Origin of the sequence: Aeromicrobium panaciterrae, from assembly GCF_031457275.1 — a bacterium.
In the GTDB taxonomy this organism is placed as follows: Bacteria; Actinomycetota; Actinomycetes; order Propionibacteriales; family Nocardioidaceae; genus Aeromicrobium; species Aeromicrobium panaciterrae_A.
Map to the genome: position 1 here is coordinate 1,646,652 of NZ_JAVDWH010000001.1, position 18,805 is coordinate 1,665,456.

Annotated in this window: 11 protein-coding genes; 9 read left to right on the forward strand and 2 right to left on the reverse strand. The window is 59.4% G+C overall.

Annotation, left to right across the window (positions count from 1 at the left end; genetic code table 11):
- Positions 1–341 precede the first annotated feature (341 nt).
- Positions 342–2,084, forward strand: coding sequence for a hypothetical protein (locus tag J2X11_RS08550; RefSeq protein ID WP_309969418.1), 1,743 nt, complete (start codon positions 342–344; stop codon positions 2,082–2,084).
- A 63-nt stretch (positions 2,085–2,147) separates the two neighbouring features.
- On the opposite strand, the gene J2X11_RS08555 is transcribed toward J2X11_RS08550, so the two are convergent.
- Entirely contained in the window at positions 2,148–3,668 is a 1,521-nt protein-coding gene (locus tag J2X11_RS08555) for a hypothetical protein (protein ID WP_309969421.1), read from the reverse strand.
- 178 nt (positions 3,669–3,846) lie between these two features.
- Here J2X11_RS08555 and J2X11_RS08560 point away from each other — a divergent pair, with 178 nt between their 5' ends.
- On the forward strand, positions 3,847–4,482 hold the full coding sequence (locus J2X11_RS08560) for a hypothetical protein (RefSeq protein WP_309969424.1): 636 nt from the start codon (positions 3,847–3,849) through the stop codon (positions 4,480–4,482).
- Positions 4,483–4,668: 186 nt separating this feature from the next.
- On the opposite strand, the gene J2X11_RS08565 is transcribed toward J2X11_RS08560, so the two are convergent.
- Positions 4,669–5,874: a hypothetical protein gene (locus tag J2X11_RS08565; protein WP_309969426.1), complete on the reverse strand. Its 1,206-nt coding sequence runs from the start codon at positions 5,872–5,874 to the stop codon at positions 4,669–4,671.
- A gap of 328 nt (positions 5,875–6,202) precedes the next feature.
- Between J2X11_RS08565 and J2X11_RS08570 the strand changes: the two genes are divergently transcribed.
- From J2X11_RS08570 to J2X11_RS08600, 7 genes are all read left to right on the forward strand, one after another.
- A complete protein-coding gene (locus J2X11_RS08570; RefSeq protein ID WP_309969429.1) occupies positions 6,203–6,796 on the forward strand; it encodes a recombinase family protein in 594 nt (197 codons plus the stop codon).
- Positions 6,793–7,452, forward strand: a complete 660-nt coding sequence (locus J2X11_RS08575; protein ID WP_309969432.1) for an N-6 DNA methylase — start codon at positions 6,793–6,795, stop codon at positions 7,450–7,452. Before J2X11_RS08570 ends, J2X11_RS08575 begins: the two co-directional genes overlap by 4 nt.
- Positions 7,449–9,140, forward strand: coding sequence for an Eco57I restriction-modification methylase domain-containing protein (locus tag J2X11_RS08580; protein WP_309969436.1), 1,692 nt, complete (start codon positions 7,449–7,451; stop codon positions 9,138–9,140). Before J2X11_RS08575 ends, J2X11_RS08580 begins: the two co-directional genes overlap by 4 nt.
- Positions 9,133–11,688 (forward strand): GIY-YIG nuclease family protein, encoded by a 2,556-nt coding sequence (locus J2X11_RS08585; RefSeq protein WP_309969439.1) that lies wholly within the window; start codon positions 9,133–9,135, stop codon positions 11,686–11,688. The genes J2X11_RS08580 and J2X11_RS08585 overlap by 8 nt, the downstream gene beginning before the upstream one ends.
- A 139-nt stretch (positions 11,689–11,827) precedes the next feature.
- Positions 11,828–15,322, forward strand: a complete 3,495-nt coding sequence (locus tag J2X11_RS08590; RefSeq protein WP_309969441.1) for a DEAD/DEAH box helicase — start codon at positions 11,828–11,830, stop codon at positions 15,320–15,322.
- On the forward strand, positions 15,315–18,527 hold the full coding sequence (locus J2X11_RS08595; protein ID WP_309969444.1) for a sacsin N-terminal ATP-binding-like domain-containing protein: 3,213 nt from the start codon (positions 15,315–15,317) through the stop codon (positions 18,525–18,527). Before J2X11_RS08590 ends, J2X11_RS08595 begins: the two co-directional genes overlap by 8 nt.
- A complete protein-coding gene (locus J2X11_RS08600) occupies positions 18,524–18,712 on the forward strand; it encodes a GIY-YIG nuclease family protein (RefSeq protein WP_309969447.1) in 189 nt (62 codons plus the stop codon). The genes J2X11_RS08595 and J2X11_RS08600 overlap by 4 nt, the downstream gene beginning before the upstream one ends.
- Positions 18,713–18,805 lie beyond the last annotated feature (93 nt).

Sequence of the window (18,805 nt, forward strand, 5' to 3'; positions counted from 1 at the left end):
GGATCTCCATGAACTCCTTCGATCCGCGGCTTCCTGACAAGACGCCCATGCTCTCGCAGTGGATGACGTGAGCCAGCCCTAACGAAACTGGGATTTGGACACCGCAATTGAGGGATAGTCGACGGATCGCATCCCTGACGCGGAGAGAGGGAAGGAGGGGCATGGGCCACGCAACGCCGAAGTATCGTTTCAAACTCTCAGAGCTTGTGCCGATGCTCCGCCATGACGATTCTCTTTGTGACGTCTGCTTTCAGCCGTCAACTTGGAGCGACACATGTCGTTCCTGTCAGCACTCGTTGGATCAGCTAGGAATTGGGAAGCCGACTGTGTTGCCGATCGCCTTGGCTGAGAAGACTCATGCGTTGGCTACTGCCTTGTGGAAATACAAGGATCGGGACATAGATGATGGTGAGCGGCACGCAGCGGCCGCACGTTTGAGGGATCTTTTCGAGTCCTACTTGGTGAATCACGAGCGGTGCCTTGCGAATGCGACTGGGGTCGAAGGGTTTGACGTGATCTGCCCGATCCCGAGTTCGAAGGGACGCACAGGAATCCATCCGCTCAGCGAGTTGCTTGCGTACTCAGATTGGGCCTCGGGGCGGTTTAGAGCAGACATCCTGAAAACTGTTCGGGCCGGCACGCCTCACCAGCCTGATTCAGGGAGATTCTCGGCAACAGACGTGGCGGGACTTTCAGTCCTCATTGTTGATGACACGTGGACCACGAGCTCGAACGTCATGTCAGCAGTCGCCGCGATTCAGGGCGGATCTCCCAGAGCGGTTGCGGTCGCCGTGATCGGACGACATTTCGACCCCACTTACAGCGCCGAGACCGCCGAGTTCAGTGAAAGAGCTCATGCGCGCCCGTTCGTCATGGACGACTGCGTGCACCACGAGATTGCCGAAACCGTCGGGAGAGCGAGCCTGCCGCGTGGATGGGCCATCACACACTCGCAGCCTGAACTCAAGACGAAGAACGACCCGTTCTTACGCAATGCCGGTGAACCGGTTTCGATTGAGGTGCTTTGGCAGGAGCTCGCAGGGATCACCCTGGCTAGTGACCTGGCTCTGCAACTTAAGGCGACCGAAGAGTCCGAAGACCTTGCAGCTTTTGATCCGCGGACCCTAAATACAGGCGCCAATCGGGCGATGAACAAACATCCGACCTATCAATTGAAGTTGTCTGATTGGCTGCGGGAATGTCGAGCCATCGTTGCAGCTGTACCCGGGGGAACTGTCTCGGCGACAAGATCGAAGCCGATCGTGGACGGCGAGCCAGAACTCGTCCGCTACGCCAGACTCGCAGCTGAAAAGGCCAGAGGTGCCGAAGTCAGGCAAGCGGATCTACCCAAGTACAAGGCGCGCGAGGCTGAGGTGGCCGCGAGGTTCAAGGCGAGCGGTCGCCTCGAACCCGCTGGCGCGAAAGAGGACGAAACAGACCAGGAGGAAGTGTCCGACGGCAACGCGCTTATTCAGCAAGCCATAGACAGGGTCGACCGCGAGTTCAGGGACGAGGACGAGCACACGCGCCGGCAACTGGGCCACCAAGCCCGCAACCTTGCGATCGGGCGCGGAGTTCCAGACTCCGAGCTGGACGAATTTGTCTCGAACTTTGTCGAGCAGGAATTTTCAGTTTGGCTCGAGGCTCAAAAGACTGACCGAGCGAAGGAGCGCAAAGCTGCAGGACCGCGAGCGGTGGCTGAAGAACTTGAGATGAAGGTGCACTTAGCTGAGCTCAGAGCTCTCGAAGCTCAGGCACGTGAGCAAGCAGAACTGGAGGCTCTGCAGAAGCGCATGGAGGAGTCAAAGCCATCTCCAAAACCTGCGGCGAATCGACCCGCACCAACTCCCGACGCAACAAGCACCGACGTTCAAAAAGTTCCATCAGCAGCTCAAAAGGATTCGACGTCCACTGGGCTTGGCGGCGACCCATCAATCTGTCCGAGGTGCGCTGGCTCTGGCCACTTGCCCCACTACAACCACGTTGCAGAAGGCGTCTGTTTCCTCTGTGGAGGTTCGGGACGAGTGAGCGTCGCCGTGCGCAGGAGTCACCGGCGGTGGTGGTGGCCTTGGGGGACCCGTTAGAGCCTTCTACGCGCCTTGCCGTTGCTGCTTAGTTGCGTGCGCTACTTGGCCAGAAGCTCTTAGTTAGGCCGGTGAAGCGGCGACGAGAGCTTCAAGAACAGCTCGCTTGGTCTGTTCAATCTGCGCCACCAAGGATAGGAACGCCTCTACGCCGTTGGAGCCCTCGGGGATCTTGGCGGGGAGTCCACGCCCACGAGGAATGTCTACTGTCTCACCTGGAAACAGTTCGTCAAGGACCCGATACGCCAGCGCACTCGACGGTGTGGCCTCGTGCACAGATATCCAAACCCAATCTTGTGCGTGGCTACCGTCGGTACGTTCGATCCCAATCGAAATATGGGTGCCGAACGGGGCGATCCCGATCCAGCACCGCTTCGCGAAGGGTTCGCTCCGCGGTAGACGAACTGGCTTTCCATCGAACACGTGACGCAATGCCGCTCTTGTTACTAGTTCGAGGTCAGCGCGCCGGTCGGAGGTGTCAAGGAGGTCTGCCTTTGTGAACGGAGGAATGCCGACCAGGTTGTGCGGGACCTCGGCCGGTGCGCCCGCTTCGTGTTCGGCAAGTTCCGCGAGACCACTTGCGATTCCCTCTCTGATGGTCGCTGCGATTTCGAACAGTTTTTCCCGTATGTCTTCTTCGAGCTCAACACCTGAGAGCCCCGCCGTGAGGGGTATTGGAATGGCAATCTCACGACCGTCTCGAATCGCGTCATCGAACCTTGCCAGCAATGCTTCCTGTGCGGCTCGTCCGAAACGACTGACCTCGTCGACGCTTGCCCAGATCCAAGACTCGTTGCTGCCGCGATTCCGCCTGCCGAGTCCTACCTTGAACGATGCGTCGTAGCCTCCGACCGAGACGAAGCGCCATCGTTCAAATGGGCCGCGATGTTGCATTGGCAGAACGTGATCGAAGAGACCGAATGAAGCTCGATCAAGGACGCGCCAGAGATCATGAACCCGCGAGGAATCGGCCACATCCAGTTGAGACGTGGTGAACGGCATGACATCTAGGGCGCCAGCAGCCGCGATGAGGCCGCGAAGTTGCGCAACGTCCGAGCTGTCGCCGAGGGCCGATTCCAATTGGCGTGCCACGTCGTCCCAAGTCCATAGCGCGACCCCAACCGTGTCACCCTCGTCGGAATACCGCGCGCGGAGAGACTCCACTATCACCGAACTCTCTCGGGTTCTGGTCGTCGGAACGAGTACTACGAGGAGGCCGCCTGCAGAAGGAAGCCTCGATCGGTACCCGTCCAGCTGGCTGGCTTCGAGGGTGTGCCCGATTTTCGCCTCAACGATTACGCGCGCTTTCTCGCCCCACCAGTACTCCAAGTCCGTGCGGCCGCCATCATCGTGCCCAACCTCGGTAAGCCAGTAGCCGTCCTGCCCTGGCTCCAAGCCCGCTTTCCGAACCAACTCATCGAGTGCGCTGCTCGCTCCGGGTAGCCCCAGCAGAAATCGGACGGCTCGCGTGAGTACAGGCTCGGGTTGCACCAAGGAGCCCGCCGACAACAACGACGCGAGGAGGTGACCGGGGACATTCGATGCGGGGAGCGTGGGGGGCGGTCCGAACGGGGAGTCAGGCATTGCATCAAACTAGTACCGCGTTCCGCGCCACCGGCCGTTTTGGGTGTACCTCGATGTTGCAGATTGAACTCTGAGGAGCCGACGATCCGGTCGGTCGTTCGTAGCCGCCCCCATGGGCGAGGGGTTAGGCGGGCTTAAAGGGATCACGCCGCGCCACTAGGACCAGTAGCGTTGCTGCATGCATTTCGATCAGCACTGGGAACTCCAGCCAAACGGCTTTCACTACTTTGCGCCAGCGATTGGCACGAAAGATGGACGGTTTCATGGCTGGTGCTTCAACTTCAGAATCCCTCAAGATTTTAGATACTCATGGCTCTCCGACGACGGTGTCGGCAGTGTGGCAAATCGAGTATTCGGAACAGAGCAGCCAAATCAAGGTCCACACACACCACTAAGGCCTACACAGTCTGCAATATTGCAGAAGTCGAGTGCGAATGATGGGCCTCTAGAGTTCATAGAAATCTCATGGGCGCCAAGGTCTGAGTACGGCCTGCGTTCAATCGTTGACGACCAGATACGACGCGGTTCCCTGACCGATTTGGCCCCGCCAAACAGTCCCGGTTTCATGGGCACCCAGATACATCTAGGCGAGAATGCAGGTGTGAGGCTGAGCCATGAATGGGACTCCGCTTGGGTAGATGGGTCTGGCTGGGTGCCGATCATCAGAGGTCTGGGTATACAAGGTTCGGAACTCAAAGTTCCTTACTTTTCATTCGGAGTGACTGAGCACGCGACCGCAGCAATCGACCTGATTCTCGTATCGAGCAGTTTTGAACTTCTTGCCGAGATTGGGTCAAGTTGGATTTGGAACTGAAATCGTTCGTGTTCGCCCTTGTTGATCTACGGGTGCCCAAATGGAGTACACCCGAACTGGACAAGCGCCCCAAGCCGTCAGCCTGTCCAACTAGACCTGGCTGGATGTTGATGGACAGTTTCGTCGGGAGTCTAGAGCTGTCAGGACATCGACCTGCGAGGCCGCGTCATATCGCCCTAAATGCAGTCAGGCGCCATCCTTCGGCGGGTTCTTGACGGCGTTGGTCCCCGCCGCGATCACCGTCGCCACGAGTCCGACCGCTGCCGCCTTCTGCCCGACCTCGGCGCCGGCCGTCTTAAGGTGCTCCACATCGCGCACTGCGTCTCGCCAGCGCACAGCGGTTACGGCTTCGCGGCTCGATTCGATTCCGAGCGGGGCGTGGAAGTCGTCCACGAGTGCCGCCGTGGAATTGAGTGAACCGATGACGGCCCGGGCGGCACGAGCGTGGACCAGGATGTTCGCGTTCGCCACTCCTCCGACGGCGTCCATCCGCTCCATCAGCCGCTTCGTGCGCTCCAGCACCCGCGCTCTTCGCATTTCACGCGCAGCTGCCAGCCCGGCTCGATGGCCGTCGAGGGTGAGCGGCGCTGTCGCGAGCACGTGGTCGAGCTCGACGACCGCGAACTCGTCCTGGAGCTCAAAGCACCTTGCGAGGATCGCGAGCTGCACCGATGTTTCGCGCTCGACCTCGCGACTGGTGCGTTTGAGTTCGCCTACCTTGGTCGTCCCGTCGACCTTGTCGGCCAGAGCTCCGAGTCTGAGCAGCGCGGCGTTCTGCACCTCGGAGATCATCGAGGACTCGCCACTCACCTTCGACCACAACGTGGCGGCATCGCCGCCGTGCTCACGCAACGTCATGGCGTCTTCTATCGCCTCGGCCGATCTGTGCATCTTGGCCAGCAGTGCGTCGCGCTGCGTGCGCCGGACGTCGTCGAGTTTGCCGTCCATTGTCACGAGGAGTGCTTTCAGCGCCTGAGCCTCTGTCTGGTGCGCGACCTGACTCATCAACCCTCCGATCCCGGAAAGCACCGCCGGGTTCGTGAGCAGGGACAGCGGGCCGTCTTCGACCTGGAGCCACCCTCCGATACTTCCAGGATCGCCGAGCATAGCGAAGCTGATCCCCTTGGTCTTCGTCTTCATCAGCCCGCCGGCGTCCTTGATCCGTTTTGCCGTTTCCGGGGTCACCTTCAAGTAGTAGGCCGACTGCTCGGCGGCACCGGAAGCCGTCTTGGCTAGCTCCGAACCTGTCTTGATGACAGAGCTGAGTTTGCTTAGCGAAAACCTCTCCGCGGCTGGGAGAAGATCGGCGTGCTCGAGGAATCGTTCGATGTCCGAACGTTCCCCTGCGACCACCACACCGTCTCCGTCGCTAACCAGCGCCACATCGCCCATGCCGAGCCACCCTTCACGTGTGGCGGCCAGCGTATCCGGCTGCAGAGTGCATACGTGTCCAGACGCAGAATCGCAGACGGATCCCAACGACTGTCCGACGGCGTGACAAGACCCACGCGCCGACTAGGAACGCTTTTGCCACGACGCGACCTGCGTCTTACCGCCGCGTTTGCACGAGGTAGCGATTGCGGATGCCAACCAAAACATGGGTGTCCACATAGGGTTCCCTCTGCGGACCAATTGAGACAACGGACTTGGTCAAGCAACCCCGCCTTGTCGGTTGTCTCAATTAGGTTGTCCAAAGGGATTCTCAGATGAGGTGGGGCAAGTGGGACAAGACGGATTGCTGATCGGGTACGCACGCTGCTCGACGGACGAACAAGACCTCCAAGCACAACGTGACGGACTGATCCGTCTCGGCGTCCCGGCTGACCGCATCTACATGGACCACGGCCGCACCGGATCCAATCGAGACCGCCCAGGACTGCGCGAGGCGATGGCTGCCGTGCGGGACGGCGACACCTTGGTTGTTACCAAGCTGGATCGCCTGGCTCGCTCCGTGAAGGACGCCGCCGAGCTCGTAGAGGAGCTCACAGAGTCTGGCGCCCGGCTCTCGATCGCCGGCTCGATCCACGATCCAGCGGACCCCGTCGGAAAACTCCTGTTCAACGTGCTCTCGATGGTCGCCGAGTTCGAACGAGACCTCATTCGCGCTCGCACCCGCGAGGGGATGGCCGTTGCTCGAGCTCGGGGCCGGCTAAAGGGGCGCCAGCCGAAGCTGAGCCAGGCGCAGCAGAGGCAGGTCATTCGTTTGATGGACGAAGGCGAACAGACCCCAACAGAGATCGGTGAGCTTTTCGGGGTGAGCCGCCAGACCGTGTACCGACTTGTCGCCAAGGCACGCGAGGGGCACGCAGCATGATCGAAGTCAGCCCGCCCGAGGTGATCGTGGCGAAGGCACTCATCAAGTCTCGCCAACGGGTCTCCGACCACGGAGAGGTCTTTACGCCCGACTGGCTGGTCGAAACCATGCTGGATCTGGTTCGTGAAGAGTCGCAACGCATCGACTCGCGGTTTCTCGAACCAGCCTGCGGGGAGGGCAACTTCCTGATGAAGGTCCTCGAGCGAAAGCTCGCCGCTGTACAGATTAAGTACGGACAGAGCGAGTTCGAGAAGCGGCACTTCTCGTTGCTTGGCCTCATGTGCATCTACGGCATCGAGTTGTTGCCGGACAATCTGGACGAGTGCCGGGCGAACATGCTGGCGATCTTCGTGGACTTCCTCAAGCTGACGGAGGGCGACGATCTGTTGATCGCCGGCGCCTACGTGCTCAGCAAGAACATCGTCCTCGGCGACGCCCTCACGATGCTCAATGACAAAGGCAGCGCCATCACGTTCGCGGAATGGGGCTACCTCGGGCGCGGCAAGTTTCAACGCCGCGACTTCCGGTTCGACACGTTGACGCAGATGAGCGCCTTTGGAGAGGAAGACACGTTGTTTGCGGACCTCGGCCGGCATGAAGTATTCACGCCCTCGAAGAACTACACGCCGATGACAGTCAGAGAGTTGAGCGCATGAGTGAGAAGGCGAGTTTCGCGTTGCGTGGACGAAACCCCGACGTTCTTACCTGCATCGCCAATCTCTCGAACGATGAGGTCTTCACGCCCCCGGACTTCGCTAACAGCATGCTCAACAACGTGGCGACGATGTGGGCCGAGGGCCATGGTGGAGAGGACTTGTGGTCTAGGTCTGACGTGACTTTCCTCGACCCCTTCACAAAGTCAGGAGTGTTCCTCCGAGAAATAACGACACGACTCACCAAGGGTCTCGAAGAAGCCATCCCCGACCTCGATGAGCGAGTCGAGCACATCCTCACTCAGCAGGTTTTCGGCATCGGAATCACGGACCTGACCAGCATGCTCGCTCGCCGCAGTCTTTACTGCTCGAAGAGGGCCAACGGTCCACACTCGATTGCGAAGTCGTTTGGCGCCGAGCAAGGCAACATCTGGTTCGAGCGCACTGAACACACCTGGGTGGGCGGAAATGACTCGGTGGTCACTGCCGACAAAGACGGCAACAGCATCGAAAAGTCCACCAACGGCAAATGTAAATACTGCGGTGCAGGTCAGCTCGCCCTCGACCGTGGCGAAGCGTTTGAGACCCACGCCTACGCCTTTATCCACACTGAAGACATACGAGTTCGCATGGGCGAGCTGTTCGGAGAAGACATGCAGTTCGACGTCATCATTGGAAATCCTCCGTACCAGCTCAACGATGGGGGATTCGGCACGAGTGCCGCACCCATCTATCAGAAGTTCGTGGAGCAGGCGAAGTTACTCGATCCTCGCTTGCTGACGATGGTCATTCCTGCGCGTTGGTTCGCAGGGGGCAAGGGTCTAGATGACTTCCGGGAGTCGATGCTTACGGACGACCGAGTTCGGTCAATTGATGACTACCTCAGCGCCGCGGATGTGTTTCCTGGCGTTGGCCTCAAGGGCGGCATTTGCTACTTCCTGTGGGATCGCGATAACGCTGGTCCCTGCCGGGTCACCACCTACCTCAACAACGAGGAACCCTCGACGACTACCCGCCAGCTTCTCGAGAAGGGGGCGGATGTTTTCATCCGCTTCAACGAGGGCCTGTCCATCCTCAAGAAGGTCGTCGCCGTAGAGACAGGTCAGTCACATTCAGTTGCGCTACCTAAGGAGAAGCGGTTTGATCAACTGGTCTCCTCTCGTAAGCCGTTCGGGCTGGAGACGACCTTTAAGGGCAAGCCGACGAAAGCCGATGGCGATGTCCTGATCTACCAGAACGGTGGCACCGGCTACACGCCTCGGGGTGTCATCGCTCAGGGCGAGCACCTCGTGGACAAATGGAAGATCTTCACGGGACGAGCGGCACCAGGAACGGGCAATAGAGACACGTACCCGCACCGGATTCTCAGTACGCCATTTATCGGTGAACCAGGCAGCATCTCGTCGGAGACCTACATAGCTATCGGTCCCTTCGATTCGAAGGACGAGGTCGAGAGCGCCTTGTCCTATCTCACCTGTCGACTCACGCGTCTATTGGTTCTGCTTCACAAGCCGTCGCAGGACACTACGCGCAAGGTCTACACCTTCGTCCCCACGCAGGACTGGACACAGCAGTGGACCGATGAGGCGCTGTACGACAAGTACGGCATCAACGAGGAAGAGAAAGCGTTCATCGAGAAGGTAGTGCGTCCAATGGACCTCGACCTGCTGGGTGGCATCGCGGATGCCTAGAGTCACCGAGGACGAGATCTTCGCCGCCAAGCCAGACGCACGACTGCGTTTGTACTGCTACGTGATCGACGGAACCAACCACGACGGACTCATCAAGGTCGGCCAGACGACCAGAGACGTCAAGAAGCGAATCGAAGAGCAGACCAAGACGGCTGGAATCAAGACGACGATCCTGCTCGACGAACCAGGCGAGCGCGACGACGGCTCACCGCTCACCGACCACCAGGTGCGCGCACGGCTGATTCAAAAGGGCTTCGAGAACGTGACAGCCGTGGGCACGGAATGGATGCGGTGCAGCCTTGCAGACGTTCAGACCGCCATCACGGAACTGCGAGCTGGCAGGAGACTGACAGGCACCCATCACGAGACCTTTCCCATGCGGATGGAGCAGGCCGCGGCGGTTAAGAAGACGCACGACTACTACAACTCGGTCTGGAGCGAAGACATGCACGGCGTTCCTCGCTTCCTTTGGAACGCCAAGATGCGCTACGGCAAGACGTTCACCTCGTATCAGCTCGCCAAGAAGCTGGGTGCGACCCGTGTGCTGGTGGTTACCTTCAAGCCCGCTGTCGAGGACGCTTGGCAGACCGATCTTGAGAACCATTCGGACTTCGATGGCTGGCAATACATGAGCAAGCAGTCCGGGTCAGACCCCACCTCTGTGGAGAAGGGGAAGCCGCTCGTCTACTTCGGTTCGTTTCAAGACCTGTTGGGCCGCGATAAGTCGGGCAACATCAAGCCCAAGAACAAATGGCTGCACGAGATCAACTGGGACTTGGTGATCTTCGACGAGTACCACTTCGGTGCGTGGCGTGACACGGCGAAAGAGCTCTTCGAGGGTGAGGACGAAGCTGTCGCCAAGAAGGAGTTGCAGACCGAGTTCTCTGGTGACCTCGAGGTGGTCAACGAGGACCTCGGCGAGCTCTCTGAACACGAGATTGAGTTCCTACCAATCACTACTCGGGCTTACCTGTACCTCTCAGGCACACCGTTCAAGGCGCTTGCAACGGGCGAATTCATCGAAGAGCAGATCTTCAACTGGACCTACACCGACGAGCAGCGAGCGAAGGCCGACTTCGCAGAGGCCAACCCCGAGAAGTGGAACCCGTATGGGTCGCTTCCGCAGATGAGACTCCTGACCTACCAGATGCCTGACGAGCTGTTGGCGATTGCCAGCAGCGGTGAGTTCGACGAGTTCGATCTCAACGCCTTCTTTGCGGCCGCCGGAACCGGTGCTTCGGCGGAGTTCAAGCACAAGGACGATGTGCAGAAGTGGCTGGAGATCATTCGGGGCGGCTATGCGCCCAGTCAGGTGGACAACCTGAAGGAACGCCCGCCGTTTCCGTACTCAGACGCCCGCCTGTTGCCACACCTTCAGCACTCATTCTGGTTCCTGCCCAGTGTCGCGGCATGCAACGCCATGGCGAACCTCCTGGCGGAAAAGCAGAACACCTACTTCCACAAGTACAAGGTGCTCACGGTCGCAGGCAGCAAGGCTGGTATCGGGCTGGATGCCCTTCCCCCTGTCCGAGAGGCGATCGGGAGCGGTCACGACGCGGGGTCGATCACCCTGTCCTGCGGAAAGCTGACGACTGGCGTGAGCGTGCCCCAGTGGACTTCGATTCTCATGTTGCGAAACCTGAAGTCACCCGAAACGTACTTCCAGGCCGCGTTCCGAGTGCAGACTCCGTGGAGCCAGAAGAACCCCAACGGTGACAACCCGAGCGAAGAAGAGATCTACAAGCCGGTCTGCTTCGTTTTCGACTTCGCACCCACTCGCGCCCTTCGCCAACTCGCGGACTATGGCATCGGCCTAAACCCAACCGAACCCAACCCTGAGAAATCGGTCGAGGATCTCGTCTCCTTCTTGCCTGTGTTGGCCTACGACGGCTCTCATATGACGCAAGTCGACGCCGGAGGCATCCTCGACATTGCGATGGCCGGCACAAGCGCGACTCTGCTCGCGCGGAAGTGGGAGTCTGCCCTTCTCGTCAACGTGGACAACGACACTCTGAAGCGCATCCTGAACGACCCGAAAGCATATGCGGCGGTGATGAACATCGAGGGGTTCCGCGCCCTCGGTGAAAACATCATCGAGACGGTCATCAATAAGAGCGAGAAGGTCAAGGAGACCAAGAAGGACAAGGGCGACAACCTCAATCCGATCGACAAGAGGAAGCTCACTGAGGAAGAGAAGGAATACAAGTCCAAACGCAAGCAGATTCAAGAGAAACTGATCAAGTTTGCGACTCGGATCCCTGCCTTCATGTACCTCACTGACTTCCGCGAGAACACGCTTCAAGACGTCATCACCAAGCTCGAGCCGGACCTGTTCCGTACCGTGACTGGACTGTCCGTCGAGGACTTCAACCTGCTCGTCTCGCTCAACGTCTTCAACTCAGGGCACATGAATCAGGCAGTCTTTGCCTTCCGACGCTACGAGGACGCGTCGCTTTCCTACACGGGAATCGACTCGCACGAAGATCTCCGTCACCTCGGGCTCTACGACACAGTCGTCGCTCGTGAAGTCGTCGAATCAGAGGGGTAGTCAGTGACCGGCAGGAACAGCTCCGAGAGCAAGAGATCGTGGAGATTCGCGTCCTCATGAGGGATATTTCTGATCGCGAATGTACGATCATCCGACTCGATAGGCTGACGAGGTCCTACTTCGTCGACTCGGGGGAAATGTGCACGAGAATCTCGTCAATCTAGGGACTGTGATCCGGGACTTTCTCGCCGAGAATCTGCCAAAGATGGGGCCGGACTGGTGGGACCGGGGGGTCATTGGTGCCCTCTCATTTCCACAACGCTCCACAGCTCGCGATCGGGATTGGGCAAGCCTTGCCGACCTTGATTTTGCTGCACTCCTGCGGGTTCTTGATCAGAACTGGGAGTTCTTTCGAGGACGGAAATTCGTGTCCTACGATGCCCGAAACTGGGTTAAGGAAGCCTCGAGTATTCGCAACCGGTGGGCCCACCAAGCACCCGGTCACGAGCCCGCTCCAAGTTTGGTCTACCGCGACATCGACACGTTGGCGCTCCTGGCGACAGAGCTTCATGCCGATGCCGCGGGAACGCAGGCGCTGTCGGAGGCCCGTGTAAGCGCCTCGAAGGACTTGGCGCCGTCAGACACTACAACTGCTCAACCGCCGGAGTATGTTCAGCCGCATGGCCTCGCACCCGGCTCCAAGGTGCGCTTAAAGGCCAGGCCCGACGTCATCGGTGCCGTCCTAAGCATCAGCGATTCCCCCGGCGAGCGACGAGTGGGGGTGTTCCACGGGCAGGTCACGCAGACATACTTTGAGTCTCAGCTCGAACTCGTCGAGGAGCCAACCGGTGATCAGCTCACGGCAGACGAGTTGAAGGCGCGCCTGACAGCTGCGTACGTGCTCCATCCAGCAGTTACCCGCCTCTACTCCCTTAACAGTGGCCGGATCGATTACGAGCCATACCAGTACCGGCCGGTCATGAAGCTCATCAGCGCCGATAGGCCCCGCCTATTGATCGCGGACGATGTCGGGGTGGGCAAGACAATCGAGGCCGGCCTCATCATCAAGGAACTTCAGGCACGTCAGAAGCTGGACTCCATCTTGGTCATCTGCCCCAAGCCATTGGTTGTCGAGCACAAATGGCGCGACGAACTGAGAAGATTCGACGAGGATTTTGCCCAACTCGACAGCGCAACTCTCAGGCATTGCATCGAGGAGACACGATCGGAAGGTCATTGGCCCGCCCGTTATCGCAAGGCGATCGTTCCGTACTCCTTGCTCGACGAGCGGCTGCTCCTGGGTGATGAGTCTGGGCACCGGCCGCGGACCGGACTTGCCTCGCTTATGCCGCCAGCAAAGTTCGATCTGGTTATCGTCGACGAGGCGCATCACGTCCGAAACAGCGATACCTGGAGCCACCGCGTCGTCAAGCATTTCCTGGACGCTGCCGAGGCCGCCGTCCTCATCTCGGCGACACCCATCCAGACCGGCAGCGATGACCTAAAGACGCTACTGCGTCTCCTGCGTCCCGACTTGTTCGGCGAGACATCTGCGTTCGAGCTGATGCGTCAACCAAATAGCCACCTGGCCAGTGTCGAGCAAGCGATACGAGGCGCGGACGAAGAATGGCAATTGGATGCGCTCCTGAATCTAGAAGAGGCGCTCGCCACAACATGGGGCGCGAAAGTTCTGCTCGCAGACCCCCGCGCGCAGGAACTCCACGACCTTCTCGAAGACCATGAGATCGACGATCGTGAACGTGTCCAGGCATTGCGTCTCACCCAGTCGCTCAACACATTCTCTGGACTCATTAATCGGACGCGCCGCCGGGACATCGGATCCTTCACAACTCGCAAGCCGGAAACACTTGAGGTCGACTTCACGTCGGAGCAGGAAGCCGTATATGACGACCTTCTTGAGCTTGCCGGGCGCATTACGAGGGAGAGCGGCGCTGGTCAATCCCTTGACTTCATACTTTCGACGCTCAAGCGCCAGGCAGCGAGTTGTCTCAACGGTCTTGCACCGTTCGTGGACGATCTCCTCACGCGCAAACTTTCCCTTGAGGAGCTGAGCGAAGCAGATGTCGACCTTGAGAAGCTTGATACGACCGAAATCGAGGGATTCGTTCGTGAGATCACCGATCTTGCGGCCAGAGCGGCGAAATTAGACGACGACCCCAAACTGGATACCTTCCTTGGGCTCGTCGGCGACAAGCAGGAGCTGCCGAATAACAAGCTGCTGGTCTTCAGCACCTTCCGCCACACACTCGGGTACTTGAATGCGCACCTCGAAAGCACGCCTGTGCGCGTGGGCCTCGTTCACGGCATGGTTCCTGATGATGTCCGTCGCGAACTTCGCGCGCGATTCGCCAAGCCGAAGGAAGATCCGGAGGCAATCGACGTCCTTTTGTCGTCCGAGGTGGGAACTGAAGGTCTGGACTATCAGTTCTGCGATTACCTCGTGAACTACGACATCCCTTGGAACCCGATGCGCATCGAACAGCGCATTGGACGTATCGATCGCCGGGGCCAAGTCAGCGAGACTGTCGCGATCAAGAACCTTGTTGTCTCGAACACCGTCGATGCCGTGATCTTTCATAGATGCTTGGAGCGAATCGGCGTGTTCCAGCGCGCGCTCGGCGGAAGCGAAGTGATCCTCGGGGAACTCACGCGAGAGATTCGCACGATTGGTGACGACCTCCAGCTCACGCCAGATGAACGTGATCTGCGCCTTCGCCAGCTCGCGGACAATAAGATCGCCAAGATCCAAGAGCAGCAAGAGCTTGAGGAGCGCGAGTCGTCACTATTCGGCCTGTCGTTAAAGCACCTCGACGACGACGGAGTCGAGCAGGCGGCCAGCCCGTGGCTAGCGCCCGATCAACTTGCACGTCTCGTGGTTGGCTATTTGCGTGACCAGGGCTATGAGCGCGCTGACACACTGTTTGATCGTCAGGTCGCCGTCTTCCGCCCTGACAAGGAAGTTCGGTCGGCCCTCCTAGTTGATCTGAAAAGCAGCAGTCGCGAGACGTCATCGTGGGAACGGTGGCTCGCTACGCCCTCTGAGCAGTCGCGCCGACTGACATTTGATCCCAAGAGCGCAACCAGTTCGGAGATCGAGCTTCTCTCGCCAGTTCACGATCTGGTTCGCGCCGCAGCCGTGCACAACGCGGGATTCCCCGCCCACAGCACATTCTCGATGGTGGTCGAGTCGAACGATCTGCCAGCCGGCGTCCACCCGGTCAGCATTCATGGGTGGACGTATCTAGGGTCTCGCGAGGACTTCGAACTTGTCCTCACTACAGCTACCAATCTAGATCCGGAGCAAAGCACCAAGATGCTTCTGAACGGGTCCGACGCCGCTGTGCCCGGCCAGCAAGACGCGACGCCAGAACTTGATGAACTCCACTACATACGGTGGTCAGACGCGCGAGGTGCACACGTCGAACGAACTCGGGTCCATATCGAAAGCCAGTCGGCTTCGCTACGGACAACCCACGGTGCGCGAGTTCAGTTGATTGAGGACCAGTTGTCCAAGGCTAACGACGACCGAATCCGACGAATGCGTGAGTCTGAGTTGGCCACAGTCGAGGCAGACTTCGACGCACGCTCGCATCGACTCGCCCAGGACGTCGAACGTAGCGAGTTGACGAGCGAACTCCTGTGTCGCGGGCTGATTGAGGTGATTCATGGCTGAGTCGGCCGTTCCCGAAGAGGGGTCGTTTACTCAGCTTCGAGAAAAGCGATTGAGTTACGTCACGGCAGCGCGCGAAAACGGGTTCGAGAAGGGGCTACGCACACTCCTTGCCGAGCTGTACCCGGACGAGGCGCACTTCATATACGAGCTGTTGCAGAACGCGGAGGACGCTCAGGCGAGCGCAATTGAGTTCGACCTAACGGACGCCGCCCTCACGGCGACTCACAACGGCCGACGCCAGTTCAGGCTCGCCGACATCGAAGCCATCACGAGTATTGGGAACTCGACAAAGAAGGACGATGAAACGCTCATCGGCAAGTTTGGAGTGGGCTTCAAGGCAGTGTTCGCCTACACCGACCGGCCTGAAGTGCGTTCCGGAGAACACGCGTTCGCGATTGTGGACCTCTTCGTCCCTGAAAAAGTCGACGCGGTCATAGACGGACTCAAGACGACCTTCGCCTTTCCTTTCGATCGCGCCGAGAAGCCAGCCGGGCTCGCTTACCAAGAGATCGAGAAGGCGCTACGAGCCCTTGACGAGAAGACGTTGCTATTCCTCACCAACATCTCCTCGATCAGTTACACGCTCGCGGATGGCACCATCGGGATTCTTGACCGGAAGGAGAACGACGACCTCACAATCGTGATCCAGAAGTCTGAGGGTGCAAACTTCGTAGAGTCCCACTGGCTGCGTCTGATCGGTCCGGCAAGCGTGCAACCAACCGCGGCGGGCGCCCTGACGGTGGCGGCGGCCTTCAGCCTCTCGGAGAAGCGGCCGCTCAGGAAGGGGGGTAAATCCAGCGGGTCCAACCCGCCGCGTTCACGGGGCATTGTTCCCCTCGCCGAACGTGAGGGTGAGGTTTCGATCTACTTCCCAGCTGTCAAGGAGGAGGCCGGACTCCGATTTCACATACACGCACCGTTCGCATCGACTGTGGCTCGTGACAGCGTGCGTGCAACGCCAGAGAATCAGCAGCTGGTCGAGGACATCGGTGCCCTGATCGCGTCGCACCTGGCGGGGTTCCGCGACCTCGACCTCATAGACGATGGCCTCCTAGAGGCGCTTCCCAACGCAGGTGACGCCCTCGAATGGCCCTATTCGGCGATCCGCGACGCAGTGGTCGAAGCATTCGATACGCAGGCGCTGGCACCGATCTACGGTGGCGGATTCGCGCCGGCTACACAGCTGGTGAGTACGCCGGAGGAAGTGCGGTCTGGTCTCGAGATGAAGGACCTCCCGCTGCTTCTCGAACTAGCTGAGGTGGACCACCCGACCGAACCGAGGTGGATCGCGCCGCGTCGTGGGCGCGCTGAGCGATTCCTAAGTCAGCTCGCCACTGCAGAATTCGGTTGGGACGGCTTAAACTCGGCGCTCGAGGCGATGGAGGTCTCGACGAATTATGTATGGATGAACGGAAGGTACATCCGTTTAGACCAGGCACCTACCCCAGCTCAGGTCGACAAGTGGACCGCATGGCTGGGCGAGAAGAGTGACGCCAAACTCCTCGACCTCTACCGCCTGATCGGGCACGGCGTGTATTCAGGTGAACTCGATTCGAATGCTCTCGAGACCATTCCGATCGTTCGTCTGCGCCGTAAAGGAGAGGTCGTCCATGTCCGCGGGACGGAGACTTTCCTTCCGGAGAGCAGGAGCGACAAGGTCCAAGCACGTGTGCCCGTGGAGCTCGCCTACTTCGACAGCGACGTTCAGGACGATCCAGGACTGCGTACGTTCTACAAGTCCGTCGGAGTCGAGCGTTGGAACGCCGATGCTCGGGTTGACACTCGTCTTCAGCCGTATCGCGACGGGGCCCTCGATGCTGTAGAGGTCGGCGACCATCCTGCGAAGCATTTGGAGGATATGGCCGCGTTTGTGAAGCACTGTAGTGCCGACTCCGAGGTCACGCGGAAAATGTTCACAGGAGTCGAGTTCGTTCTGGCCGCCGATGACGGCGCAGAGTGGGATTGGGTCAGCCCGGAGTCGATATACCTTGACGAACCATTCCACGACACCGGTCTCGCCGCTATCTACCAGCAGACCCGCTGGGCGCTCCCGGGAATCTATCTCGAGATCGAGGGGATAGCTGAGTTCCTCGTCAAGGCCGGCGCCATCGACAGGGTTCGATTCGTGAATGCGTCGGCGCGTTCCAATCCAATGTTCGAGTGGTCCTGGGCTCGCGGGACGCGAGAGAGTGCTAAGACAGTCAAGCGCGATTGGGACATCGAGCATTTCGATGCGATTGTGGCCGCCAATGACACTCGGTTGTTCAAGAGCCTTTGGGAGGCAGTCGCGACTGTCGGTGCTGACCACGCGACCGCGACCTATCGGGCCAACGCCAGCAACCCGATCCACAGGTTCGACTCCAGGGCGAAGCAGCGGCTCGAAAGTGCGCCCTGGATCCCGAGTCCGAACGGTGATTTGGTCCGACCAAGTCAGATCGAGCGCCAACATCTCCCCTCGAACTGGGTCGAACCGAGACCAGGCTCTTTGGCCATCGAACTGAACTTTGGGGCAGAAGCTCATGCAATCCGAGAGCGGGAGACTCAAGCTGAGGCGCGGTACGAGCAAGACCTCGAGGCGGTCGAGCGGCTGGGAATCTCAAGCAAGAACCTCGATATCTATCGAGATCTCGAAGAGATCCCGAGAGAGGACCTCATGGCATTCCTTGCGGAGCAACGGGATCATGCTCGGCTGGCCGAAGCTAGTTCTCTCGACCCAGTTCGGCGCGCGGAGATCGCAACTGCTGATGCGGTCAACGCCACCCAGCACCGCACCGAGCAGAAGCTCCGAAGCGTGGTTGTTGGAGCTGACACGGCGAGAGCTGATTCGAAGAATTACCTGCGCGAGCACTACACGACCGCTGCTGGCGACATGTCCTGCCAGGCGTGTTGGCGGCTCCTTCCGTTCAAGGTCAGTGGGCGGTGGTACTTCGAAGCCATTCCGTTTGCGAGAGATCGCAAGTACGTTCACGTAGCCAACGCGATTGCCCTATGTCCGCTATGCGCGGCGCTGTATCAGCACAAGAGCGAGACGAAGCCGACTGACCTGGTCGCTTCGCTGCTCGACATCAAGATCGAGCGGGGCCAAGGTTCTGTGGAGATTCCCGTACTCATCAACGACAAGCGAGTGCGAATCCGGCTGACCGGCAAGCACGCGATCGACCTTCAGTCAGCGTTGCGCGCCGCCGGGGAGCAACGGTCCAAATGAACGGGCACGGCGGCAACATCCGGCTTCTCCCTCGAGATCCGAGCACGTTCCGCTTCAGCCTGCTGCGTGTGTTCGATCCGGCGACGCCGATCAGCAAGACCAACGCTGCGGAGTGCCACTTCAAATACGCCCTCGACAGCGTCATACGCGGTATGAACGGGGCTGGCCAGACGGCCCGAGTCTGAAAGGTATGCGCATTCGTTCTGTTCCAGCGAAATCCACGCCGCTATTTCAGCCCGTCTCTCACTCTGACCAGGAAGGAGTTAGGAGGCCATTCC

Coding starts and splice junctions, on each gene's coding strand:
- J2X11_RS08580 (WP_309969436.1), top strand. CDS start 7,449: ATGAGTGAGAAGGCGAGTTTCGCGTTGCGTGGACGAAACCCCGACGTT.
- J2X11_RS08585 (WP_309969439.1), top strand. CDS start 9,133: ATGCCTAGAGTCACCGAGGACGAGATCTTCGCCGCCAAGCCAGACGCA.
- J2X11_RS08560 (WP_309969424.1), top strand. CDS start 3,847: ATGCATTTCGATCAGCACTGGGAACTCCAGCCAAACGGCTTTCACTAC.
- J2X11_RS08575 (WP_309969432.1), top strand. CDS start 6,793: ATGATCGAAGTCAGCCCGCCCGAGGTGATCGTGGCGAAGGCACTCATC.
- J2X11_RS08565 (WP_309969426.1), bottom strand. CDS start 5,874: ATGGGCGATGTGGCGCTGGTTAGCGACGGAGACGGTGTGGTGGTCGCA.
- J2X11_RS08600 (WP_309969447.1), top strand. CDS start 18,524: ATGAACGGGCACGGCGGCAACATCCGGCTTCTCCCTCGAGATCCGAGC.
- J2X11_RS08555 (WP_309969421.1), bottom strand. CDS start 3,668: ATGCCTGACTCCCCGTTCGGACCGCCCCCCACGCTCCCCGCATCGAAT.
- J2X11_RS08595 (WP_309969444.1), top strand. CDS start 15,315: ATGGCTGAGTCGGCCGTTCCCGAAGAGGGGTCGTTTACTCAGCTTCGA.